20 protein-coding genes are annotated in these 22,415 nt (G+C 64.9%); 16 read left to right on the forward strand and 4 right to left on the reverse strand.

Annotated features, from left to right (window positions below; genetic code table 11):
• The first annotated feature begins 2 nt into the window (after nucleotides 1–2).
• From cmoB to OKC30_RS00765, 6 genes are all read left to right on the forward strand, one after another.
• Nucleotides 3–980, forward strand: a complete 978-nt coding sequence (gene cmoB / locus OKC30_RS00740) for a tRNA 5-methoxyuridine(34)/uridine 5-oxyacetic acid(34) synthase CmoB (RefSeq protein ID WP_160836854.1) — start codon at nucleotides 3–5, stop codon at nucleotides 978–980.
• A 52-nt stretch (nucleotides 981–1,032) separates the two neighbouring features.
• Nucleotides 1,033–1,821 carry an ATP-dependent zinc protease family protein gene (locus tag OKC30_RS00745; RefSeq protein WP_042882005.1) on the forward strand — a complete coding sequence of 263 codons (789 nt, stop codon included), beginning with the start codon at nucleotides 1,033–1,035 and terminating at the stop codon, nucleotides 1,819–1,821.
• Nucleotides 1,822–1,824: 3 nt separating this feature from the next.
• Nucleotides 1,825–3,363: an inactive transglutaminase family protein gene (locus OKC30_RS00750; RefSeq protein ID WP_010674088.1), complete on the forward strand. Its 1,539-nt coding sequence runs from the start codon at nucleotides 1,825–1,827 to the stop codon at nucleotides 3,361–3,363.
• Between the two features lie 3 nt (nucleotides 3,364–3,366).
• Nucleotides 3,367–4,332, forward strand: a complete 966-nt coding sequence (locus OKC30_RS00755) for an alpha-L-glutamate ligase-like protein (protein ID WP_039039849.1) — start codon at nucleotides 3,367–3,369, stop codon at nucleotides 4,330–4,332.
• 295 nt (nucleotides 4,333–4,627) lie between these two features.
• The gene (locus tag OKC30_RS00760) at nucleotides 4,628–5,542 is read left to right on the forward strand and encodes a hydrogen peroxide-inducible genes activator (protein WP_010674086.1); all 915 of its coding nucleotides are present in this window, start codon (nucleotides 4,628–4,630) and stop codon (nucleotides 5,540–5,542) included.
• Between the two features lie 106 nt (nucleotides 5,543–5,648).
• Nucleotides 5,649–6,098 carry a C40 family peptidase gene (locus OKC30_RS00765; protein WP_029314241.1) on the forward strand — a complete coding sequence of 150 codons (450 nt, stop codon included), beginning with the start codon at nucleotides 5,649–5,651 and terminating at the stop codon, nucleotides 6,096–6,098.
• Nucleotides 6,099–6,152: 54 nt separating this feature from the next.
• Here the strand turns inward: OKC30_RS00765 and OKC30_RS00770 are convergent, their stop codons facing one another.
• A complete protein-coding gene (locus tag OKC30_RS00770) occupies nucleotides 6,153–6,446 on the reverse strand; it encodes a hypothetical protein (protein ID WP_041212706.1) in 294 nt (97 codons plus the stop codon).
• Between the two features lie 212 nt (nucleotides 6,447–6,658).
• Between OKC30_RS00770 and OKC30_RS00775 the strand changes: the two genes are divergently transcribed.
• Genes OKC30_RS00775 through OKC30_RS00790 form a run of 4 tightly spaced genes read left to right on the forward strand, consistent with a single transcriptional unit; the run spans nucleotide 6,659 to nucleotide 10,406 of the window.
• Nucleotides 6,659–8,089, forward strand: a complete 1,431-nt coding sequence (locus OKC30_RS00775) for a coniferyl aldehyde dehydrogenase (RefSeq protein WP_160836856.1) — start codon at nucleotides 6,659–6,661, stop codon at nucleotides 8,087–8,089.
• A gap of 8 nt (nucleotides 8,090–8,097) precedes the next feature.
• The gene (locus OKC30_RS00780) at nucleotides 8,098–8,688 is read left to right on the forward strand and encodes a TetR/AcrR family transcriptional regulator (protein WP_270666054.1); all 591 of its coding nucleotides are present in this window, start codon (nucleotides 8,098–8,100) and stop codon (nucleotides 8,686–8,688) included.
• Nucleotides 8,678–9,205, forward strand: a complete 528-nt coding sequence (locus OKC30_RS00785; protein ID WP_041215547.1) for a hypothetical protein — start codon at nucleotides 8,678–8,680, stop codon at nucleotides 9,203–9,205. Before OKC30_RS00780 ends, OKC30_RS00785 begins: the two co-directional genes overlap by 11 nt.
• Before the next feature lie 16 nt (nucleotides 9,206–9,221).
• Nucleotides 9,222–10,406 (forward strand): iron-containing alcohol dehydrogenase, encoded by a 1,185-nt coding sequence (locus OKC30_RS00790; protein ID WP_268425951.1) that lies wholly within the window; start codon nucleotides 9,222–9,224, stop codon nucleotides 10,404–10,406.
• 14 nt (nucleotides 10,407–10,420) lie between these two features.
• Here the strand turns inward: OKC30_RS00790 and cysM are convergent, their stop codons facing one another.
• A complete protein-coding gene (cysM, locus tag OKC30_RS00795) occupies nucleotides 10,421–11,311 on the reverse strand; it encodes a cysteine synthase CysM (RefSeq protein WP_128273275.1) in 891 nt (296 codons plus the stop codon).
• A 154-nt stretch (nucleotides 11,312–11,465) separates the two neighbouring features.
• Between cysM and OKC30_RS00800 the strand changes: the two genes are divergently transcribed.
• The 6 genes from OKC30_RS00800 to OKC30_RS00825 all read left to right on the forward strand — a co-directional run bounded on the left by OKC30_RS00800 (nucleotide 11,466) and on the right by OKC30_RS00825 (nucleotide 16,753).
• The gene (locus tag OKC30_RS00800) at nucleotides 11,466–11,723 is read left to right on the forward strand and encodes a GNAT family N-acetyltransferase (RefSeq protein ID WP_053288626.1); all 258 of its coding nucleotides are present in this window, start codon (nucleotides 11,466–11,468) and stop codon (nucleotides 11,721–11,723) included.
• Entirely contained in the window at nucleotides 11,713–12,297 is a 585-nt protein-coding gene (locus OKC30_RS00805; protein WP_160836862.1) for a nucleotidyltransferase family protein, read from the forward strand. Before OKC30_RS00800 ends, OKC30_RS00805 begins: the two co-directional genes overlap by 11 nt.
• Nucleotides 12,298–12,367: 70 nt before the next feature.
• Nucleotides 12,368–14,191, forward strand: coding sequence for a SulP family inorganic anion transporter (locus OKC30_RS00810; protein ID WP_041212698.1), 1,824 nt, complete (start codon nucleotides 12,368–12,370; stop codon nucleotides 14,189–14,191).
• A gap of 121 nt (nucleotides 14,192–14,312) precedes the next feature.
• On the forward strand, nucleotides 14,313–15,659 hold the full coding sequence (locus OKC30_RS00815; RefSeq protein WP_160836864.1) for an MATE family efflux transporter: 1,347 nt from the start codon (nucleotides 14,313–14,315) through the stop codon (nucleotides 15,657–15,659).
• Between the two features lie 11 nt (nucleotides 15,660–15,670).
• A complete protein-coding gene (locus OKC30_RS00820) occupies nucleotides 15,671–16,261 on the forward strand; it encodes a hypothetical protein (protein WP_160836866.1) in 591 nt (196 codons plus the stop codon).
• 276 nt (nucleotides 16,262–16,537) lie between these two features.
• Nucleotides 16,538–16,753: a YdcH family protein gene (locus OKC30_RS00825; RefSeq protein WP_005313020.1), complete on the forward strand. Its 216-nt coding sequence runs from the start codon at nucleotides 16,538–16,540 to the stop codon at nucleotides 16,751–16,753.
• 162 nt (nucleotides 16,754–16,915) lie between these two features.
• Here the strand turns inward: OKC30_RS00825 and nifJ are convergent, their stop codons facing one another.
• Nucleotides 16,916–20,491 carry a pyruvate:ferredoxin (flavodoxin) oxidoreductase gene (gene nifJ / locus OKC30_RS00830; protein WP_270666057.1) on the reverse strand — a complete coding sequence of 1,192 codons (3,576 nt, stop codon included), beginning with the start codon at nucleotides 20,489–20,491 and terminating at the stop codon, nucleotides 16,916–16,918.
• Nucleotides 20,488–22,134, reverse strand: a complete 1,647-nt coding sequence (locus OKC30_RS00835; protein WP_160836870.1) for an NAD(P)-binding protein — start codon at nucleotides 22,132–22,134, stop codon at nucleotides 20,488–20,490. The genes nifJ and OKC30_RS00835 overlap by 4 nt, the downstream gene beginning before the upstream one ends.
• Nucleotides 22,135–22,415: the final 281 nt, after the last annotated feature.

The following is a 22,415-nucleotide window of genomic DNA, read 5'->3' on the forward strand; positions in this document are numbered from 1 at the left end:
CCATGATCGATTTCGCCCATTTTTATCAACTGATCGCCAAGAACCGGTTGAGCCACTGGCTGCACACCCTGCCCGCCCAGCTGCACGCCTGGCAGCACGACAACCTGCACGGGGATCTGCCGCGCTGGAACCGCGCCCTCGCCAAGCTGCCCGTCGTGGCCCCCGGCCGGATCGAGCTCAAAGAGCGGGTCGCCATCGGCGGCTCCGATAGCCTGGGAGAGGGTGAGCGCAAGAAGACCGAGAGCCTGTTGCGCCAGCTCATGCCCTGGCGCAAGGGCCCCTTCCATGTGCACGGCATCCACATCGACACCGAGTGGCGCTCCGACTGGAAGTGGGATCGGGTGCTGCCCCACATCAGCCCGCTCCAGGGCCGCTACGTGCTGGACGTGGGCTGCGGCAGCGGCTACCACCTCTGGCGCATGGTGGGGGAAGGGGCGAAACTGGCGGTCGGCATCGACCCGAGCCCGCTGTTCCTCTGCCAGTTCGAAGCCATTCGCCACTTCGCAGGCAACGACCAGCGCGCCCACCTGCTGCCCCTCGGTATCCAGGAGCTGCCGGATCTGCGGGCCTTTGACACCGTCTTCTCCATGGGGGTGCTCTATCATCGCAAGTCCCCCATCGAGCACATCGAGCAGTTGCGCAACCAGCTCAAAGACGATGGGGAGCTGGTGCTCGAGACCCTGGTGGTGGACGGCGACGAAAACCAGGTGCTGATGCCCTCCGATCGCTACGGCAAGATGCGCAACGTCTGGTTCCTCCCCTCGAGCGCGGCCCTCACACGCTGGGTCGAGCGCTGCGGGTTCACCGAGGTGCGCATCGTCGACGAGAATATGACCAGCACCGACGAACAGCGTCGTACCGACTGGATGATTAACGAGTCCCTGAGTGACTATCTGGATCCACACAATCCTGCACTCACGGTCGAAGGATACCCGGCACCCAAACGTGCCGTACTGATCGCCAGAAAGGCCAAAGACTAGCCGATGGCGGCTGTGGAAGTTACACTGACCCAATTCCAGGAAGCACAGTTAAATGAATGACATGAAAAGCAAATTAAAAGGAATGACCCTGCTCTCCCTGCTCAGTCTCGGCGGGTGTGTCAGTATGGAAAAAGCCCCCCCGGCCCCGACCCTGACGCTGGCCGAGCTGCGCAACGAGATCTCGTTGAGCGAGCAACGTCTGCAAACATCCATGGAACAGCAACAGAAGCAGTATGTGCAGCAACAGCACCTGCTGGTTCAGCTCAACACCGATGTCACCAACATGAAAGAGTCCGTGAAGAAAGTCGACAGCAAGCTGGCTACCCTGCCTCCCGAGCCGCCCAAGGCCATGCCCATTCCCGCCGAGAAGTGCCCGGCGCCGAGCCAGGGCCACACCGTCGATGGCAAGCTGCTGGTGGGTGAAGCGGAGTGGATCTGGGTTGACGCCGCCAACGACGCCTTCCAGGCCCGGGTCGACACCGGCGCAACTACCTCCTCCATCAGCGCCCAGGAGATCACCATCTTCGAGCGCAACGGCAAGAACTGGGTGCGCTTCTTCCTGAGCCACCAGGAGATGGACGACAAGATCCAGATTGAAGCGCCCCTGGTGCGTCACGTGCGGGTCCGTCAGGCTTCCGCCGACGATCTCGACCGTCGCCCCGTGGTCCGCCTCGCCGTGCGCATCGGCGACATGACCGAGAAGGCCGAATTTACCCTGAAGGACCGCAGCGACATGACCTTCCCCGTGCTGCTGGGCCGTGAATTCCTCAAAGACATCGCCGTGGTCGACGTGGCCCGCGAATATATCCAACCCAAACCCAAGCTCAAGGATGTGAAATAATCCATGGTTTCCCGTAAGCCGTTCTATCTGCTGGTCGCCCTGCTCTACATCGTCGGCCTGGGGATGACCTTCTATCATCACATCGCGCTGGACGTCCCGCTCACGCCGGGTGAAAAGCGCCAGATCTGGTCCATCGAAGCCAAGCTCGAGTTCGAGGCCACCGGCGAGCCGGTGATCGCCTCCCTGGCCATTCCGGGCACCCAGCCCGGCTTCACCCTGATGAACGAGAACGCCGCGAGCCCGGGCTATGGCCTGTCGTTCGTGGAAAAAGATGGGGATGCCCGCGCCGAGTGGTCCATCCGCACCGCCTCCGGCCGTCAGGAGCTTTACTACCGGGTCGACATGATGGCCGATGCCCATGCCAAGCCCGCCGCCAACCCGCAGCCGCCCGCCATCGAGAAGCAGATCGAGAGCGAGCCCTACGCCACGGCCATGAAGCAAATCCTGGAGCGCGCCCAGGAGCGCTCCGCCGACGGCTACACCCTGACCCGCGAGATCATCAAGGAGATCGAGAAGCAGGAACAGAACGCCGAGCTGCTCAAGTCCCACAAGAGCCGCGCCAATCTGATTGCCGAGCTGCTCAACAACGCGGACGTCCCGGCCCGGGTGGTTCACGCCCTCAGTCTGGAAGATGGCCGCCGCCGTCAGGAGCTGGTGGATTACCTGCAGGTCTTCAACAGCCCGACCGACTACAAGCTGTTCAACCCGCAAAGCGGTGAACAGGGTCAACCGGCCAACCTGCTGCTGTGGGAGTACAACTCCGGCGCCCTCCTGGACGTCACCGGCGGTCACAACTCCCGCGTCACCTTCTCGATGATCGAGCAGGAGCAACCGGTCAACGTGGCCCTGGCCCAGAAGTTCGAAAAATCCGAGATGATGAACTTCTCCATCCACAGCCTGCCCCTGGAAGAGCAAGCCCTGTTCAAGGGTCTGCTGCTCATCCCCATCGGCGTGCTGATGGTGGTGTTCCTGCGGGTCATCGTGGGGATCAAGACCTCCGGCACCTTCATGCCGGTGCTGATCGCGGTCGCCTTCATCCAGACCTCGCTGGTCACCGGCCTCATCGGCTTCCTGCTGATCGTCGGCACCGGCCTGGTGATCCGCTCCTACCTCTCGAGGCTGAACCTGCTGCTGGTCGCCCGGATATCGGCGATCATCATCATGGTGATCTCGATGATCGGCATCTTCTCGGCGTTCGCCTTCAAGCTGGGGCTGACCGACGGCATGAAGATCACCTTCTTCCCGATGATCATCCTCTCCTGGACCATCGAACGCATGTCCATCCTGTGGGAAGAAGAGGGTCCCAAAGAGGTGTTCCGCCAGGGCGGCGGCTCCCTGCTGGTGGCGGTCATCGCCTACCTGGCCATGGACAACGAGCTCATTCGTCACCTCACCTTCAACTTCCTCGGCCTGCAGCTGGTGCTGATGGCGACCGTGCTGTTGATGGGTAACTACACCGGCTACAAGCTGAGCGAGCTCAAGCGCTTCAAGCCGCTGGTGGACGAGATGAAGTCTGGTGCCACCCCGGGTAAGGACAAGTAACAGATGTGGTTCTGGCAGAAATACACCAGTCCGTGGAGCCTGTCCCAGGCAGGCATCCTCGGCATGAACAAGCGCAACCACTCCTATATCAGCCGCTACAACCCGCGCCGCCTCTATCCGCTGGTGGATGACAAGCTCAAGACCAAGCGCATCGCGCTGGATGCGGGGGTGACGGTGCCTGAACTCATCGGCACCATCCGCGAGCAGCACGACGTGACTCGCATCACCGAGCTGGTGAAGGACTGGCCGGGCTTCTGCATCAAGCCGGCCCGCGGCTCCGGCGGCAAGGGGATCCTGGTGATCCTCCGCCAGGAGGACGGCCTCTTCTACAAGCCCAACGGCAGCGCCGCCAACGGCCAGGATCTGGAGCGCCATGTCTCCAACATCCTGGCGGGGCTCTATTCCCTCGGCGGCAAGCCCGACGTGGCGCTGGTGGAAGGGCTCATCAACTTCGACGACGTGTTCGACGGCTACTCCTTCGAAGGGGTCCCCGATGCCCGGGTGATCATCTTCAAGGGGTTCCCGGTGATGGCTATGATGCGCCTCTCGACCTCGGCTTCCGATGGCAAGGCGAACCTGCACCAGGGCGCCGTGGGGGTGGGCCTGTGCCTGCGCACCGGCCGCGCCCTGCGGGCGGTGCAGTTTGGCAACCCGCTGCGCCACCACCCGGACACCGGCCTGGATCTCTATGATCTGAAGGTGCCCCACTGGGACACCCTGCTCAACCTGGCGGCCTCCTGCTACGAGATGTCCGGTCTTGGCTACATCGGGACCGACATGGTGCTGGACAAGTTCCGCGGCCCCATGCTGCTGGAGCTCAACGCCCGTCCGGGCCTTGCCATCCAGATCGCCAACGGTCGCGGCCTGGTGCCCAACCTCAAGACCATCGAGAAGCTGGGTCAGGTCAAGATGAACGTGGAGCAGCGGGTCAACTTCGCCAAGGATCACTTCGGTATCTTCGACGAATAGTCCGTCCCCCTTCTGCAAAAACGCGCCCACCGGCGCGTTTTTTTATGGCCGCTCCTGCGCGCAGGGCGCCCCGCCGGAAGGCCGATCCCCGTCACATCCCATGGCGGCGCCCCTTCAATGGCGCGGCACAAGGGGATAAGCTCCTGACGCATCAGGGGTCGCCAGCTCATCGGCGCAGGCCCCCATGTGCGTGAAGCAGTGCGCCTGCCAGGGGGCACCGATTTGTCGGCGACAACGGTGCCTCTCGATGGTAGATTAATCAAATCAAATAGATAGCATCGATCGGGTTTCTCCTATGCAACGTTGGCCCAGCCTGAAGCAGCTCCAGTATCTGGTCGCTCTGGACGAGCACAAGAATTTCAACCGCGCCGCCAAGGCCTGCCATGTCAGCCAGTCGACCCTGAGTACCGGGATCCAGACCCTGGAGGACATGATGAACCTGCAACTGGTAGAGCGGGATCACAAGAGCTTCATCATGACGCCGGTCGGCATGGAAATCGTGGCGCGGGCGCGCAACCTGCTCTCCGACGCCCGGGATCTGATGGAACTGGGGCAGCAGCAGGGGGGCGTCATGCACGGCACGGTGCGCCTGGGCTGCATCCCCACCATCGCCCCCTTCCTGCTGAGCAAGCTGCTGCAGGTGTGCGGCAAGGCCTATCCGGATCTGGAGCTGCTGCTGCGGGAAGACACCACCACCAATCTGCTCAAGCAGCTGGAGCAGGGGCAGCTCGATCTGCTGATCCTGGCGCTGCCGGTGGAGATCGGCGGCTTCCACAGCAAGACCGTCGGCCAGGATCCCTTCCACATGGTGATGCCCTCCCACATGGCGGCGGGCCTGCACATGCCGTTCGACTACAAGGAGCTGCCCAACCAGAGCATCTTCCTGCTGGAGCGGGAGCACTGCCTGACGGAGCACGCGGTGAGCGCCTGTCGGCTGCGGGACAAGAGCAAGATCAACCCGTTCGCCGCCACCAGTCTGCACACCCTGGTGCAGATGGTAGGGGCCGGTCTTGGCACCACCTTCCTGCCCCAGATGGCCATAGATGCGGGCATCCTCGACAACACGGACCTGGTGGCCATTCCCCTGCCCGGTGAGAAACCCTATCGGGAGATAGGCCTGGTGTGGCGCCCCAGCACCACCCGGGTACAGACCTTCTACAAGATTGCCGAGCTGCTGACGCCGCTCATTACCCCCAAACCGGCGGGGTGATCCAGTGGCTGCCCCCACAGGCGGCCACTCCTCAATGCCGTTGTCATTCAGGTTCCAGGCAGGATCATCGTCTATGATGAACCCCGTGCCCTATCAAGGAGTTGAGATGTTTCGCACCTTGCTGCTGCCCCTGCTGGCCCTGCTTCTCGCCGCCTGCTCCAGCACGCCGGAGCCTCCCCCTCCCGTGCGCCAGAGCGGCGCATTCGACAACTTCTATCAGCAGTGGCGCGGCGTGCCCTATCGCATGGGCGGTACCAGCCGCGCCGGTCTCGACTGCTCCGCCTTCACCCAGCTCGCCTACAGCCAGGTGCTGGGCTTCACCCTGCCCCGCACCACGGAATCCCAGGCGAGCCTCGGCCGCCCGGTGGACAGATACCGTCTCCAGCACGGGGACCTGGTCTTCTTCAAGACCGGCTGGCAGCAGTACCACGTCGGGGTCTACACCGGGGCAGGTGAGTTCATCCACGCCTCCACCAGCAAGGGCGTGATCCGCTCGCGCCTCGACAACGTCTACTGGAACAGCCGCTACTGGCAGGCCCGCAGGCTGGTCCAGTAGGTGCGACCCCAAACATGAAAAGACCCCTCGGGGCCTTTTCATGTTGTTGCCGGGTCAGTGCTTGCGGTGCCAGCGGGGCGAGGTTGCGCGCTCTCCCCAGGGGGTCATGCAGGGCAGCAGGGCCCCCTCGATGACGTCCTCATGGCTCGCCAGCGCCAGGGCAATCTTCTCGTGGAGCAGGCGCAGCAGGTTCTTCTCCTGGCCCGCCAGGGAGTGGCCCGCGGCGAAATACTCCTGCTGATGTTGCAGCGCCAGCTTCTGGGCAAACTCATAGGTGTTGAAACTGTCCGGCATGCGCGCGATCACGTCATCCAGCCGGGCCAGCAGGCTATGCAATTCCCTGGTCATGTGCGGTTCTCCCTCCGAGTTGGTGCCCCACAATTACCCCTTATTAGATAGAAGACCAATCCGGATGCCTCAAAAATGGGAGCCCGGACACAGTTCCGGGCAACGCTGCCCACTGGCAGCCACCCTCTGCCCTCACCCGGTTTACAAGTCGGCAACGAATCGCTAGATTTGGACCGACTAATCAGTCGGTCACTTTTCGTGCGGAGCATGCCATGGACACCACCGTCACCCCCGCCTCACCGGACAAGTTCTCCCTCCCCGAGCAGCTGCATCGGCTCAGGCAGGCCAGCCAGGCCACCCCCATGCCGGATCTGGCGTCCCGCCTCGCCAGACTTGACGCCCTCAAGCAGGGGCTGCTGCACCACAAGCAGGCACTGTGTCAGGCCCTGGCCCGGGACTATGGCCTGCGTAGCGACTACGACAGCCTGATCGCCGATGTGCTCCCCTGCGTCATGCAGATCAACTACACCCTGAAACGGCTCAAGGGGTGGATGAAACCGGAGCGCCGTCATTCCGGCCTGCTGCTGGCCCCCGCCAGGGTCGAGGTGCACTATCAGCCCCTCGGCGTGGTCGGCATCATGGTGCCCTGGAATTTCCCGGTGATGCTGAGCCTCGGGCCCCTCATCGGCGCCCTCGCCGCCGGCAACCGCGCCATGATCAAGCTCTCCGAGTTCACCCCTCACACCAACGCCGTGCTGCGCTCCCTGCTCGATGAGGCCCTCTGCGGTGACGAGGTGGTGGTCATCGAGGGGGATGCGGAGATCGCGGCCGCCTTCAGCGCCCTCCCCTTCGACCATCTCATCTTCACCGGCTCCACGGCGGTGGGTCGGCTGGTGATGGCCGCGGCCGCCCCCCAGCTCACCCCCCTCACCCTGGAGCTCGGCGGCAAGAGCCCCTGTCTCATCGCCCCCGACATGCCCCTGGCCCTGGCGGTGGAGCGGATGATCTTCGGCAAGAGCCTCAACGCCGGCCAGATCTGCGTGGCCCCCGACTACGTGCTGCTGCCGAGGGGGCAGGAGCAGGCCTTCATCGAGGCCTATCAGGCCCATTTTCGCCGCCTCTACCCCAAAGGGCTCGAGAGCCCGGATTATGGCGCCATCATCAACGCTCCCCAGTACGAGCGGCTCACCGCCTGGCTGGAAGAGGCGAGGCAGGCCGGCGCCCAGACCCACCCCTGCGTCACGCCCGCCCGGGATGACGCCACCCGCAAACTGGTGCCCCACCTGCTGACCGAGGTACCCGGCCACTGCCAAGTGATGCAGCAGGAGATCTTCGGCCCCCTGCTGCCCCTGGTGCCCTATGACGACATCGAGGAGGCCCTGGCCTATGTGGTGGCCCGGCCCCGCCCCCTGGCGCTCTATCTCATGAGCCTGGACGAGACGCTGCAGCGCCGCCTCATTCGGGAGACCCACGCCGGGGGCATGGCCATCAACGAGAGCCTGTTCCAGGTGGCGGCGGACGATGCCCCCTTCGGCGGCATCGGTCCCTCCGGCATGGGCCACTATCACGGCCGCGAGGGGTTTCTCACCTTCTCCAAGGCCAAGACCGTGCTGCGCCGCGGGCGCTTCAGCACAGGCTCCCTCATTCACCCCCCCTATCGGCGCTGGTACCAGCGGCTGATGATGGCCCTGTTCCTGCGCTAGGAGGCGAGATGCGAGAAACCATGACCGACAAACGCCGCCAGATCCTGGATGCCGCCCTGGCCCTGTGCGCGGAGGATGGCCTGCAGGGCGCCGCCACCGCCCGCATCGCCAAGGCGGCCGGGGTGGCCAATGGCACCCTGTTTCATCACTTTCCCAGCAAGGAGGTGCTGATCCAGTGCCTCTACCAGGACATCAAGCTGCGCCTTGGCGCCGCCATCACCGAGGCCGATGCCGCCCTGCCGCTCCAGGCGCAGGCCCGCCACTACTGGCACCAGGCCATGGGCTGGATGCAGGCCCACCCCCGTGAGCTCAGGTTCGTGCTGGGCTTTTTCCACTCCCCCCTGCTGGCCCGCCCCCTGCGCAGCCAGATCCTGGCGGAGACCCTGCATTTTCTGCCGAGCCTGCTCGCCCGGGGCCAGGCCAGCGGCGAGCTGATGTCGGCCCCGCCTGCCCTGATGCTGGAGGTGTGCCAGGGCCAGTTTCTGGCCTGCGCCTCCCTCTTTGTCGATCAGCGTGAACTGGGAGAAGACCCCCACTGGCAGGAGAGCGCCTTCACCCTCTTCTGGTCCGCCATCAGCGGAGGTTCCCATGCGCCCTGACGCCCTGCTTGCCACCGGCAGACGCCTCTGGATTGGCAGCCTGCTCTGGATCATCGGCCGCACCCTGTGCCGCGCCGCCCGGGTCGACGAGGCGGTGCGCCGCGAGCTTGCCCCCCTGCCGGACGGCCTCACCATCAGGCTCGAGGTAAACGGCATGACCCGGGGGCTGAGTCTCTACAAGTTCGCGGGGCGCTGGCACTGCGGTGAGGAGGCTGGCAGGGCGCACTCGACCTGTGCCCATGACGGCCACCACCTCCTGCGGGTGCGCTTCAAGCACCCCGCCGTCGCCTTTCGCGCCCTCAGCTTTCGCCTCGGCATCAACCAGGCCTTTTGCGAAAACCGGCTGCTGGTGGAGGGGGATCTCGACGCGGCCATGCACCTGGTGCGGGCGCTTGAGCAGTTGCAGAGCCTGATCCTGCCCGCCTTCATCGCGCGGCCCCTGCTTCGCCACTACCCGGACCCGCATCGCAAGCTCGCGCGGGCCTGCCACATCTATCTGGGTCTGCTGACCGGTTGAACACGAGGAGAACGGGATGAGCCGTTATTACGATTTTTTCTGCCCGGTCAAGCTGATGGCAGGGGAGCAGGCACTGGAGCAGTTGCCGGATGCCTTGAGGGGATTGGGGGCTGGCCGCCCGCTGCTGCTCACCGACAAGGGGGTCAGCGGCAGCGGGCTCGCCACCCTGCTGGCCGGTGTGATGGCCGAAGGGGCCTTGCCGGTCGCCGCCATCTGGGACGAGATCCCGGCAGACTCCTCCACCGCCGTGGTGGAGCGGATCGCCCGCCACTACCGGGAGCTGGGCTGTGACAGCCTGCTAGCCCTTGGCGGCGGCTCCGTCATCGACACCGCCAAGGCGGTGAACATACTGGCGACCCTGGGGGGCGAACGGCTGCTCGACTATGCCGGTGCGGATTGCCTGACCCATCCCCTCAACCCCTTGGCGGTGGTCCCCACCACGGCGGGGACCGGCTCCGAAGTGACCCTGGTGGCGGTGATCAAGGATGAAGGGAGCGGGCGCAAGGTGCCCTTCACCTCCCCCTTCCTGCTGCCCCGGCTGGCGGTGCTGGATCCCCGCTTCACCCTGGGGCTGCCGCTGCCCATCACCGCTGCCACCGCCATGGATGCCATGACCCACGCCATCGAGGCCTTCATCGGCAACGGCAAGAACCCGGTCAGTGACGCCCTGGCCCTGATGGCGGTGGAGAAGATTGCCACCGCCCTGCCCAGGGTGCTGGCCCACCCGACGGACAAGGGCCTGCGGCTGCAACTGGCAGAGGGCTCCACCCTGGCGGGCATGGCGTTTTCCAACTCCATGGTGGGGCTGGTGCACGCCCTCGGCCACAGTCTGGGGGCGCGCTGCCACCTGCCCCATGGCCTCTGTATGAACCTCTTCCTGCCCACCGTGCTCGACTACAACCGGCCCGGCATCGACCCCGAGCTCGCCCGCCTGCTGCTGCCCCTGGTGGGGCCGGAGCGCTTTGCCGCGACCCCGGCCGAGGGGAGACCCCAGGCCACCATCGAGGCGTTGCAGGCACTGCGCGATACCCTGTGGCAGACGGTCAAGCTGCCCCGCACCCTGCGGGAGGCGGGCCTCACCGACAAGGCGCTGCTGCCCGGGATCCGGGATCTCGCCATCAACGATGGCGCCCTGCTCTACAACCGCAAGGATGCGGACAGGGACCAGTTGCTGGTCCTGCTGGAGCGAGCCTGGGAGTAACGGGCCCTTGCCCGTCAGGCATCGGGGGTGAAGACCCCGGTGGAGAGGTAGCGATCCCCCCGATCGCAGATGATCGCCACCACCACCCCCTGCCCGATCTCTGCCGCCACCCGCAAGGCCCCGGCCACGGCGCCACCCGAGCTGACACCGCAGCAGATCCCCTCCTCCCGCGCCAGGCGGCGCATCATGACGAGGGACTCTTCCAGTGTCACATCCAGCACCCCATCGACCCGCGCAGGCTCGAAGATGGCGGGCCGGTAGGCCTCGGGCCAGCGGCGAATGCCGGGGATCTGGCTCCCCTCGGCCGGTTGCAGGCCGATCACCGCCACCGCCGGGTTCTGCTCCTTGAGGTAGCGGGAGACCCCCATGATGGTGCCCGTGGTGCCCATGGCCGAGACGAAGTGAGTGACCGCCCCGCCGCTCTGGCGCCAGATCTCGGGGCCGGTGGAGCGGTAGTGGGCATCCGGGTTGGCGGGGTTGTTGAACTGATCGAGCACCAGCCCCTCCCCCCGCGCCTGCATGGCCAGGGCGAGGTCTCGCGCCGCTTCCATGCCCTCTTCCACCAGCACCAGCTCGGCGCCGTAGGCCTGCATGGCGTCGCGCCGCTCCTGACTCATGTTGCTCGGCATGATGAGTCGCATCCGGTAACCCCGGGACGCCGCCACCATGGCCAGCGCGATGCCGGTATTGCCGGAGGTGGCCTCGATGAGCCGGGCTCCTGGCGCTAAGTGACCACTCGCCTCTGCCTGCCTGATGAGGTTCAGCGCCGCCCTGTCCTTGACGGAGCCGGCGGGGTTGTTGCCCTCCAGCTTCACCAGCAGGGTGACGCCGGGGTGCGGATTGATGCGGCGCAGCGCCAGCAGCGGGGTGTTGCCTATCAGATCGTCCAGGGTGGCGAAGGCCATGACGGATCCATCCTCTCTCAATGTTCTATACCTTGCCTTGCGACCATTCGCAGGCCGGCCAGTGTAAGCGAGCCCGCCATGGGCGCAAAGAATGGCGTTGGCAAACCCTGTCCGCCATGTTCTGATCTTCCCATTCACCCAAAGAGGACCCCCGATGAGCGACATCCTTCACCAGGCCGATCAGCAGCAATTTGTCTGCACCGTGGACGGCAAGATCTCCCGCCTTGCCTATCGCCGGCTGGACGCCACCACGGTGGACGCCTACAGCACCCAGGTTCCCCCCGAGCTGCGCGGACAGGGGATTGCCGACAAGCTGGCCCGCCGCTTCTACGACTGGGCCCTCTCTGAGGGGCTCACCATAGTGCCGAGCTGCAGCTACATCGACGTCTGGTTGCGCCGCAATGCAGGTTGACGCAGGGCCGCTGCGGGAGGCACACCTGCGGGCCTGCACCGAGGCCCTGCTGCGGGCTGATCACCCGCGCATGGATTGCCTCCGGGCTGCGCGGGAGCTGGCTCTGCCCGACTGGGCCCTGGGGGCGGGGTTTGTGCGCAACCTCATCTGGGATCACCTCCATGACAAGGCCGAGCCCACCCCGCTCAACGACATCGACCTTATCTATCTGGACAGCGCTGATCCGACTGGATTGAAGGAGGCCGATCACGAAGCCTGGCTCGCCGCCAGGATGCCGGGCCAGCAGTGGGAGGTGCGCAACCAGGCCCGCATGCATCTGCGCCAGCAGGTGCCTCCTTTTGCCAGCTCGCTCTCGGCCCTCAGCCACTGGGTGGAGATACCCACCTGCATCGGAGTCCGCCTGTTGGCAGATGATGCGTTCGAGTGGCTGGCCCCCTACGGCTTTGCCCCCAACTGGTCCCTGGTGGTGAGCCCCAATCCGCGCTGTCGCCAGGAGAGCCGTATCTTTAGCGAACGGGTCAGGGCCAAGGAGTGGCAACGCATCTGGCCTGACCTTGTGGTGAACTGGCCATGAGCGGATTGCAAAGGGCCGACAACCTTGGGCACACTAAGAAAAAGATGTTTGTAACTCAATGGGTTAAATAATGCGCGATTTCTTCTCTCTCGAGCGCTGGCTGCCGGGGCTCGCCGCCTTGCTGCAATACCAGCGGGCCTGGCTGATGCCGGATCTTCGCGCTGGCCTCTCGGTCGCGGCCGTGGCCCTGCCCGTGGCCATCGCCTATTCGGAGCTCGCCGGGGTGGGCGCCATCGTCGGCCTCTACTCCTGCATCCTGCCCATGGTGGTGTACGCCCTCTTTGGCACCTCCCGTCAGCTCATCGTCGGTCCGGATGCCGCCACCTGCGCGGTGATCGCCGCCGTGGTCACGCCGCTCGCCGCCGGGGATCCCACCCGTCACTGGCAACTGGTGATGACCATGACCGCCATGACCGGCTTCTGGTGCCTCATCGCCAGCCGCTTCAAACTGGGGGTGCTGGCAGACTTTCTCTCCCGCCCCATCCTGATGGGGCTGCTCAACGGGGTGGCCATCACCATCATGGTGGGCCAACTCTCCAAGATCTTCGGCTTCACCTTCAGCGAGCGCTACCTGATAGAGCGGATCCTGAACGGCACCAGCTACATTACCCAGACCCATCTGCCCACCCTGGCCATGAGTCTGACCGCCCTGCTCACCCTGCTGCTGGCCAAGCGCTACAGACCGGCCTGGCCCTCCTCCATGGTGGCCATGGTGGTGACGGCGGCCCTGGTGTGGCTGTTCAATCTCGGCCGTGTCGACATCGCCACCCTGGGGACCATCGGCTCGGGGCTGCCCGCCTTCCAGATGCCGGACTTTCCCCCCGGGCTTATCCGTGAGTTGGTGCTGCCCGCCCTCAACCTCGCCATGGTGAGCTTCGTCTCCATGATGCTCACCGCCCGCAGCTTCGCCGCCAAGAATGGCTACGAGATTGATGCGGACAAGGAGTTTAGGGCGCTGGGCATGGCGAACCTGGCGGCGGCCGCCTCCCAGGGGTTTGCCATCAGCGGGGCGGATTCGCGCACCGCGGTGAACGACGCCAACGGCGGCAAAAGCCAGCTGGTCTCCATCATCGCCGCCGCCGTCATCGCCCTGGTCACCTTCTACCTGACGGCACCGCTGCAATACATTCCCACCGCCGCCCTCGGCGTGGTGCTGGTGATGGCCTCCCTGTCGCTCACGGATTTTCGCGGCCTCTTGGCCCTGCGCGACTCGGACCGCGCCGCCTTCTGGCTCGCCCTGGTGACCTTTGTCAGCGTGCTCACCATGGGGGTCATTCCGGGCATCACCCTCGCAGTCCTGCTGGGGCTGTTCCAGTTCCTGCGCAACGTGATGCGCCCCACCGACCAGCTGCTCGGCATGGACGACGAGGGCGTGGTGCGCACCCTGGGGGACAACGAGCAGGCCAAGGCGATTCCCGGCATCCTGGTCTATCGCTTCAACTCCCCGCTCACCTACTTCAACGCCCCCTACTTCAAGCGGCGGGTGCTGGCACTGCTGGTGCAGGATCCCCACAATCCCAGGTGCCTGGTGGTGGATGCGGTGGCCTGCTTCACCCATCAGGACATCAGCGTGATGAGCATGGTGGGAGAGCTGCACAAGGAGCTCAAGCGGCGCGGCATCCACATGGTGATGGCCGGTCGGCACGGCCAGATGAGCCAGTGGTTCAAACAGGCGGGGATCCGGGTCGGCGAGGATGGCATCATCCTCTGCCCCGACATGTACCAGGCCTTGCGCATGACCCGCTGCTACCGGGAGCCGGTGTTCCGGGACGACGAGGGGGTGGAGAGCACCACGGATGCCCTGCTCACCCGCTGGCCGCACGATGACGACCTGCCCGACTCGGCGCGCCTCACCCGCCCCAGCGAGCAGGAGGCCGGCGCCACGCCGGTCTGAGAGACATCCCCCGGTCACAGGCCCCTCCTCCTGCGACCAGGATTGCACCCCGCCCCCGCTTGGTGTTAAATGCCCCTCCAGTTGGCCCTGACGAGGGCCATCGCCAGCACCTGGATATCCCATGCAGACTCAATCCCACGCAGGCCCGGGCTCCCTCTTCGCCCTGACCTGGCCACTGTTCATCGATCTGGCCCTTCACTTTCTGACCGGGGCCCTCAACACCTTCATGGTGGGCCACGTCTCCTATCAGGGGGTGGCGGCCCTCGCGGTGGGCAACCAGGTGTTCGATCTCGCCATCACCCTGTTCAGCTTCGTCAGCATCGGCACCAGCGTGGTGATCACCCAGTATCTGGGGGCGGGAGACAAGGAAAAAGCCCGCGTCGTCATCCACACCGCCATCGGTTTCAACCTGCTGGTGGGACTGGTGGCCGCGGTCGGCGTCATGGCGGGGGCCGGCACCATGCTGGCGCTGATGAACCTGCCTGCCCACCTGATGAGCGACGGCAGCCTCTACCTGCAGATCATCGGGCTTTGCCTGCTGCCGGAGGCGGCGGCCCTCTGTCTGGCCGCCACCCTGCGTGCCCACGGCCACACCCGCCAGGCCATGTACGTGACCCTCATCGTCAACCTCATCACCTTCGTCGGCAACCTGCTGCTGCTCTATGGCTGGTTCGGCCTGCCCCAGCTCGGGGTCGCCGGGGTCGCCATCAGCACGGTGGCGGGGCGCATCGTCGGGGTGGCGCTGCTGGTATGGCTGGTGGCGCGCAAGACCGGCATCCGGCTGCGTCTGCCCGAGATCGTCCGCCCAAGCCGCGCCATGCTGGACAAGGTGCTGCACATCGGTCTGCCGGCGGCGGGGGAGAACCTCTCCTGGATGCTGCAGTTCATGGTGGTGACCGCCTTCGTCGGCCTGCTCGGCGACAAGGCGCTGGCGACCCAGTCCTACTTCTTCCAGATCTGCCTGTTCATCCTGTTGTTCGGCCTCTCCATCGGCCTTGGCAACGAGATCATCATCGGCCACCTGGCGGGGGCCCGACGCTTCGATCAGGCCTATCGCCAACTGATGAAGAGCCTGAAACTCGGCCTCATCGTCACCGCCGCCATCGCCATCGCCGCCGCCCTCAACGGCCGCGCCATCATCAGCCTGTTCACCGACGACGCCGACATCATCACCCAGGTGGCGCAGCTCTTCCTCATCAGCCTCATCCTCGAACCCGGTCGCACCTTCAATCTGGTGGTGATCAACGCCCTGCGCGCCACCGGGGATGCCCGTTTCCCGCTCTACATGGCGCTCGTCTCCATGTGGGGCATTGCCGTTCCCCTGGCCTATTTCCTTGGTATCATGCAGGGCTATGGCTTGGTAGGCATCTGGCTGGCCCTCGCCTGCGACGAGTGGGTGCGCGGTCTGGCCATGTTCTGGCGCTGGCGCAGTCGTCGCTGGCAAAACAAAATTCTTGTAGAAACATAAGCGGAATCACCATGAAGAAAATCGGACTCTTGTTGACGGCCATCCTGCTCAGCCCGCTCGCCATGGCGCAAACCGCCCCGACGACCCCCAAGGCGCAGGCTCCCCAGACCTGGTATGTGGCCCCCATCGTCATCGACGAGACCAGCGAAGCCCAGAAGGCCCTGACCAAGGAGTTCACGGCCCAGATGATCAAGACCATCAAGATCAACGAATATCAGACCGGCAAGGCGGTGGGCAAGACCAAATCGCCCAAGTGGCTGATCCGCACCAAGCTGATGCCCGCAAGCCAAGAGCCCCTGGTCGGCAAGAAGCACCCGCAGGGCCTCACCTATGGCAAGGGCATCCCCACCCAGGAGATCGTCGGCGAGCTCATCATGAACGGCACCCTGGTGGCCCACATCGGTCAGGGCTGGCGCGAACCCATCGTGCCGGGCACACCGGTGGCGGAGAAGATCTCCATCGCCAACTACCAGTACGCCATCGGCAACGAGGCCAAGGCGCCGGATCTGGAAGAGCTGGCGGCGCAGATCGGTTTCGAGGCGGGCAAGGTGATTGCCAGAGACGGCAAGCCCCTGCCCGAGAAGAAAAAGAAAAAAGAGTAAACGGCTCACCCGTTTCCAGTCAGGGGCCTCGCGCCCCTTTTTGTTGCCCGCCCCGTTGCAGCCCCCCTCTCCCGAATGTGAAGCGGATCCCGCTTCTTTCCTCTGCTGCCCCAGGGTCAGCAGGCAATCATCATGTAATTCAAACAGTTAAAAATCACCCTTCCCATGCAGCAATTCCGTGGCCCCGAATTGGATCGGGATCACGTTTCTCCCCGGCAGTAAGGGGTACTTTGGTCTTGCAGGCACAATCAAATGACAACAAGGAGGCTTCATTACATGTTTCCGGAGTACAGAGATCTCATCTCGAAACTGAAGAGCAGTGATGTCCATTTCCAGAAGAAGTTTGACTTGCACAACGACCTGGATGCGGAGATCAGAAAGCTGGAGAAACACCACGCCAGCGACTACAGCTCCGAGGTGAAGGATCTGAAAAAACAGAAACTTAAACTGAAAGAGGAGATATACGACATCCTCAAACAACATCCACACTAGACGCCTCGACGAATACCTGGATAAGCAACTTATCCTGCCAGCCCGGCCCGACGCCGGGCTTTTTGTTGGCCGCCCCAAGGCGCGGCAACGGCCACTTCCCTTGGCACCGGAAAACGAAGCGGGCCAACAGGCCCGCTTTGTCATACCTGTTTCATCCCATGATCACACCGGCGGATGGAACTGGCTGGCCTCGCGGGTGGCCATCTCCTCGTAGGTGGCCCACTTCTGCCACGCCACTCGTTGCGCCACCTGCATCAGTCGCTCGGCCTCCTGTGGGTGGCTCTGGGCCAGCACCCGGTAGCGGGTCTCCTCCTGGCGGTATGTAGCGAGGGGGATGGAGGGGCGCAGGCTGTCGAGGCTGAAGGGGTTCTGCCCCGCGCTGCGCAGTACCGGGTTGTAGCGCATCAGCGGCCAGTGACCGGAGGCCACGGCGCGTTTTTGCTGGGTCAGCCCCTGCTCCATGTCGATGCCGTGGGCGATGCAGTGGCTGTAGGCGATGATAAGCGACGGGCCCGGATAGGCCTCGGCTTCCCGCAAGGCCTGCAGCGCCTGCTGCGGGTTGGCCCCGAAGGCGATGCGGGCCACATAGACGTTGCCGTAGGCGATGGCCTGCAGGGCCACGTCCTTCTTGGCCAGCGTCTTGCCCCCTGCCGCAAACTTGGCGACGGCGCCGAGCGGGGTCGATTTCGACATCTGACCGCCGGTGTTGGAGTAGACCTCGGTATCCATCACCAGCACGTTCACATCGCGGCCGGAGGCGAGCACATGGTCGAGCCCCGCCGAGCCGATGTCATAGGCCCAGCCATCGCCGCCCACTATCCAGACCGAGCGGCGCACCAGCTGATCAATCAAGGAGAGCAGTTCGCGGGCCTTGCCGGATTTCACCTCTTCCAGCCGCTCCCGCACTTGGGCGACCCGGGTACGCTGGGCGCGGATCTGTGACTCCAGCCGCTGCGGGGCGCTGACAAGCGTCTCGACCAGCTCTGCGCCAATCTCTCCCTTCATCGCCTGCAAGGCGGCCACCGCCTGACCGTGGTGCTGATCGGCGGTGAGGCGAAAACCAAAGCCAAACTCGGCGTTGTCCTCGAACAATGAGTTCGACCAGGCCGGCCCCTTCCCTTCGCCGTTCTTGGCCCACGGCGTGGTCGGCAGGTTGCCGCCGTAGATGGAGGAGCAGCCAGTGGCGTTGGCCACCAGCATGCGATCGCCAAAGAGCTGGGTCAGCAGCTTGAGATAAGGGGTCTCACCACAGCCGGCGCAGGCACCGGAGAACTCGAACAGGGGCTCGAGGAACTGGGCACCGCGCACGGTGGAGAAATCCACCCGCTCGCGGGCAGGCCACGGCAGGCTCTCGAACCAGCCGAGCGCCTGTTTCTGGCCGGCCAGATGCGGCCCCTTGTCCATCATGGCGATGGCGCGCTCGCCTTCATGGCTCTCATCTGCCCCGATCCGCACCGGACAGGCCTGCACGCACTGGCCGCAGCCGGTGCAATCTTCCTGGTAGAGCTGCAATGTGTAGCGGCTGTCGGGGAAGCCCTTGGCGGTGACGGGCACCGACTGGGCGGCCTCGGGGGCGCTCGCCAGCCAGTCCTGGTGGTAGAACTTGGCCCGCAGCACCCCATGGGGACAGACAAAGACGCAGTTGCCGCACTGGATGCAGATATCCGAATGCCAAATCGGGACCTCGCGGGCGATATCGCGCTTCTCGAAGCGGCTGGTGGCGGTGGGGTAAGTGCCGTCCACCGGCAACATGGAGACGGGGATCAAATCGCCGCGCCCCGCCAGCATCTCGCCAGTGACGCGCTGGACAAACTCGCTGCCACCCGGCGCCAATGGCAGCGGATAGTCGCTGATCTGCTCCTCACCGGCCGGGATGGCCACCTGATGGAGGTGGGCCAGGGTGTCGTCCACCGCCGCGAAGTTGCGCTCGACCACTTCGGGCCCCTTGCGGGCATAGCTCTTCTCGATGCTCTCCTTGATCAGCGCAATCGCCTCATCCCGCGGCAAGATGCCAGCCAACGCGAAGAAGCAGGTCTGCATGATGGTGTTGATGCGATTGCCCATACCGTTACGCTCGGCCACCCGATCCCCATCGATGCAGTAGAGGCGGATATCGAGGGCGCGGATGCGGGCACGCAGCCGCTCGGGCAGCTCGGCCCAGACACGGTCAGGCTCATAGGGAGCATTGAGCAGCAGGGTCGCCCCTTCGGCGGCATGCTCCAGCAGGTCTACCGACTCGACAAAGCCCCACTGGTGGCAGCCGATAAAGCTCGCCTGCTCGATAAGCCAGGGAGCGTCGATGGGCTCGGGGCCAAAGCGTAGGTGGGAGACGGTGCGCGAGCCCGACTTCTTGGAGTCGTAGACGAAGTAGCCCTGAGCGTGGAAGCCCTCCAGCTCGCCGATGATCTTGATGCTGTTCTTGTTGGCGCCCACGGTGCCGTCGGCACCGAGGCCGAAGAAGAGCGCCCGCACCCGGCTGGCGGGCTCCAGATCGCCGATGGGGTGCCAGGCCAGACTGAGGCCCGACACATCGTCCACTATCCCCACGGTAAAGCGCGGGCGCGGCGCATCGGATGCCAGCTCCTCGAACACGGCAGCGCACATGGCGGGGGTGAACTCTTTGGAAGAGAGGCCATAGCGGCCGCCACTGAGCCACGGCAGCCGCTTGATAAGGCCGCGCTGCAAGCCGTCGATAAGGGCGCTCTGCACATCCAGCAGCAGCGGCTCGCCACCGGCGCCCGGCTCCTTGGTGCGATCCAGCACCGCCATGCGCCGCACGCTCTGCGGTAGCGCATCAAGCAGCGCCTGTACCGGGAAGGGGCGATAGAGGCGAATGACCAGCACACCGGTCTTGCGATCCTGCCGGTTGAGCCAATCCACGGTGGTGCGGGCGGTGGCCGCCCCCGAGCCCATCAGCACGATGACGTCGGTGGCATCGGGCGCGCCGTGATACTCCACCAGCCGGTAGTGGCGGCCGGTCAGCTCGCCCAGGTTGTCCATGCACTGCTGCACCCGCGCCGGTACCGCCTCGTAGAAGGGGTTGACGCTCTCGCGGGACTGGAAATAGGTATCCGGGTTCTGGGCCGTGCCACGCATCACCGGATGATCCGGGTTGAGCGCCCGGGCACGGTGGGCGCGTACCCAGTCGTTGTCGATAAGGGCGCGAATTTCATCTTTGTGCAGCGCGACTATCTTGTTCACCTCGTGGGAGGTGCGAAAGCCGTCGAAGAAGTGGATAAAGGGCACCCGGCACTGCAAGGTGACGCTGTGGGCAACCAAGGCCAAGTCCTGCGCCTCCTGCACCGAGCCGGAGGCGAGCATGGCAAAGCCGGTGCTGCGCGCCGCCATCACATCCTGATGGTCGCCAAAAATCGACAGCCCCTGCGCCGCCAAGGATCGGGCCGCCACATGGAACACCGCCGAAGTCAATTCACCGGCGATCTTGTACATGTTGGGCAGCATCAGCATCAGTCCCTGACTGGCGGTGAAGGTGGTGGCGAGCGCCCCCGCCTGCAGGGCGCCGTGTACCGTGCCGGCCGCCCCCCCTTCACTCTGCATCTCCACCACTGTAGGGATGTTACCCCACAGGTTGGTCTGCCCTTCTGCCGCCCAGGCATCGGCCAGTTCGGCCATGGTCGAGCTCGGGGTGATGGGATAGATGGCACACACTTCGCTCAGCTGATACGCCACCCGGGCCGCGGCTTCGTTGCCGTCAACCATGATCAGTTCATGTTTCATTGGGACTCCTCCGGTTGGCGCAGCTCGATGGCGTGACAAGGGCATTGGTCGTGGCAGGCACCGCAGCCGGTGCAGCGCTCGGCATCCACCTGATACCCCAGACCCGGCCCCAACTTGGCGATGGCCTGCTCGGGGCAGCTGCCATAGCAGCCGTCGCACTCGAAGCAGTTGCCGCAGGAGTAGCAGCGCGCCGCCTCGTAGCGGGCTGCCACCTCATCCAGCCCGCCGATGATCTCGCCAAAGTCGTCCCGCGCCCACGCCGGTTTGACCGGCTGGCTGCTGGCGGGCGCGTGGGTCTGGAACCAGAGTTGCAACTGCTCCGGCCCCACCAATGAATAGGAAAGCGGTTTGTGGTAGAGGCGACCGCGCAGCCAGGCATCCATGTGGCGCGCCGCCTTCTTGCCGTGACCGGTGGCGATGGTGACGGTGCGCTCGGAAGGCACCATGTCGCCGCCGGCAAACAGACCCGGCACATCCGTCATCAGGTTCTCGCCGACCTGCACCACCCCCTCCTTGTTGACCCGTACCCCGGGAATGCTCTCCAGCACCGAGAGGTCGACCTCCTGACCGAGCGCCAGAATGAGGGAGTCCGCTTCGAGGGTTTCAAACTGGCCGGTGGGCACCGGCTTGCCCTCAGCATCCAGCGCCATCACCTCCACTTCGATATTGGTACTGTCGAGCTGGCGGATGGTGCGCAACCAGTTGATCTTGATCCCCTCCTCCTCGGCCTCATCGGCTTCGAAGGTGTGGGCCGGCATATGATCCCGGTCGCGGCGGTAGATGATCATCGCCTCTTCCACCCCAAGGCGACGGGCGGTACGGGCCGCGTCCATGGCGGTGTTGCCGCCACCGTAGATGGCCACCCGCCGTCCCAGTTTTGGCGGTGGCAAGCCCTGTTCTTCGGCAAGACTGGCCTGCTCGAGGAAACTCACCGCATCGAGGATCTTGCCCGCCTCCCGGGCCGGAATATCGACCCGCTTGGCCAGATGGGCGCCGATGGCCATGAAGACGGCGTCAAAGCCCCCCTCGTCGCGCGCCTTGAGCACGTCTTCCACCTTGTGGTTGAGAGTCAGCGTCACCCCGGCCGCGACGATGCGGGCCACCTCCCTGTCCAGCATGTCACGGGGCAGGCGGTAGGCGGGAATACCGAAGCGCAGCATGCCGCCGGCCAGCGGCCCCGCTTCGCGGATCTCCACCTGATGGCCTAGCCGATTGAGGTGCCAGGCGCAGGAGAGGCCGGAGGGACCGGCACCGATCACCAGCACCTTCTTACCGCTGGCGGGTGCGGGGGGCGCAGGCAGCCAGCCGCGGGCCAGCGCCTCGTCGCCGAGGAAGCGCTCGATGGCGTGAATGGAGACGGCATCATCCACCTGGGCACGGTTGCAGGCCGTTTCGCAGGGGTGATAGCAGACCCGCCCGTGGACCGCAGGAAGGGGATTTTCTTCGATGAGAGTCTGCCAGGCCGCTTCAAAGCGGCCCGCTTCGGCCAGGGCAAGCCAGGCCTGGATGTTCTCGCCAGCCGGGCAGGCATGGTTGCAAGGTGGCAGGGCCGGCCGCCAGACGGGCAGCCGGGTACGGACCGGGCCTGTTCCCGTTTTCTGGGAGAGATCCGGCTGTGGGGTCATATCCAGTTGTTTGCTCATACATTGCTTTCTTCTTTTTGTGTGACAGGCCCCATCCGAATGCGCTTGATACCGTTTTGCCTGGGCAGACGGTGGCCGGAGAGGGAAGAAGCGAAAGCGTCAGAAACTGGAAGCTGGCCCGATAATGGGCCGTTTTTTGTACGACATGGTGGATCAGGATCAATAAATGTTGCGCTTTATGGGTCGCCCCCTTCACAACCGGATCCTCGTCACACCCCGCAGCCATTCGGGCCTGTCGCCCGAGCCCCCTCGCCGCCCTCGACGTGGGCAGCAGGAGAAGA

The organism is Aeromonas sp. QDB18, from assembly GCF_027705325.1.
Lineage (GTDB): Bacteria > Pseudomonadota > Gammaproteobacteria > Enterobacterales > Aeromonadaceae > Aeromonas > Aeromonas caviae.

Bases quoted from the DNA above. Each gene is read 5' to 3' on its own strand.
- OKC30_RS00755 (WP_039039849.1), top strand. From the start codon at position 3,367: ATGTGGTTCTGGCAGAAATACACCAGTCCGTGGAGCCTGTCCCAGGCA.
- OKC30_RS00785 (WP_041215547.1), top strand. From the start codon at position 8,678: ATGCGCCCTGACGCCCTGCTTGCCACCGGCAGACGCCTCTGGATTGGC.
- cysM (WP_128273275.1), bottom strand. From the start codon at position 11,311: ATGGCCTTCGCCACCCTGGACGATCTGATAGGCAACACCCCGCTGCTG.
- OKC30_RS00770 (WP_041212706.1), bottom strand. From the start codon at position 6,446: ATGACCAGGGAATTGCATAGCCTGCTGGCCCGGCTGGATGACGTGATC.
- OKC30_RS00805 (WP_160836862.1), top strand. From the start codon at position 11,713: ATGCAGGTTGACGCAGGGCCGCTGCGGGAGGCACACCTGCGGGCCTGC.
- OKC30_RS00780 (WP_270666054.1), top strand. From the start codon at position 8,098: ATGCGAGAAACCATGACCGACAAACGCCGCCAGATCCTGGATGCCGCC.
- OKC30_RS00745 (WP_042882005.1), top strand. From the start codon at position 1,033: ATGAATGACATGAAAAGCAAATTAAAAGGAATGACCCTGCTCTCCCTG.
- OKC30_RS00835 (WP_160836870.1), bottom strand. From the start codon at position 22,134: ATGAGCAAACAACTGGATATGACCCCACAGCCGGATCTCTCCCAGAAA.
- OKC30_RS00765 (WP_029314241.1), top strand. From the start codon at position 5,649: ATGTTTCGCACCTTGCTGCTGCCCCTGCTGGCCCTGCTTCTCGCCGCC.
- cmoB (WP_160836854.1), top strand. From the start codon at position 3: ATGATCGATTTCGCCCATTTTTATCAACTGATCGCCAAGAACCGGTTG.
- OKC30_RS00810 (WP_041212698.1), top strand. From the start codon at position 12,368: ATGCGCGATTTCTTCTCTCTCGAGCGCTGGCTGCCGGGGCTCGCCGCC.
- OKC30_RS00790 (WP_268425951.1), top strand. From the start codon at position 9,222: ATGAGCCGTTATTACGATTTTTTCTGCCCGGTCAAGCTGATGGCAGGG.
- OKC30_RS00825 (WP_005313020.1), top strand. From the start codon at position 16,538: ATGTTTCCGGAGTACAGAGATCTCATCTCGAAACTGAAGAGCAGTGAT.
- OKC30_RS00750 (WP_010674088.1), top strand. From the start codon at position 1,825: ATGGTTTCCCGTAAGCCGTTCTATCTGCTGGTCGCCCTGCTCTACATC.
- OKC30_RS00815 (WP_160836864.1), top strand. From the start codon at position 14,313: ATGCAGACTCAATCCCACGCAGGCCCGGGCTCCCTCTTCGCCCTGACC.
- OKC30_RS00775 (WP_160836856.1), top strand. From the start codon at position 6,659: ATGGACACCACCGTCACCCCCGCCTCACCGGACAAGTTCTCCCTCCCC.
- nifJ (WP_270666057.1), bottom strand. From the start codon at position 20,491: ATGAAACATGAACTGATCATGGTTGACGGCAACGAAGCCGCGGCCCGG.
- OKC30_RS00760 (WP_010674086.1), top strand. From the start codon at position 4,628: ATGCAACGTTGGCCCAGCCTGAAGCAGCTCCAGTATCTGGTCGCTCTG.
- OKC30_RS00820 (WP_160836866.1), top strand. From the start codon at position 15,671: ATGAAGAAAATCGGACTCTTGTTGACGGCCATCCTGCTCAGCCCGCTC.
- OKC30_RS00800 (WP_053288626.1), top strand. From the start codon at position 11,466: ATGAGCGACATCCTTCACCAGGCCGATCAGCAGCAATTTGTCTGCACC.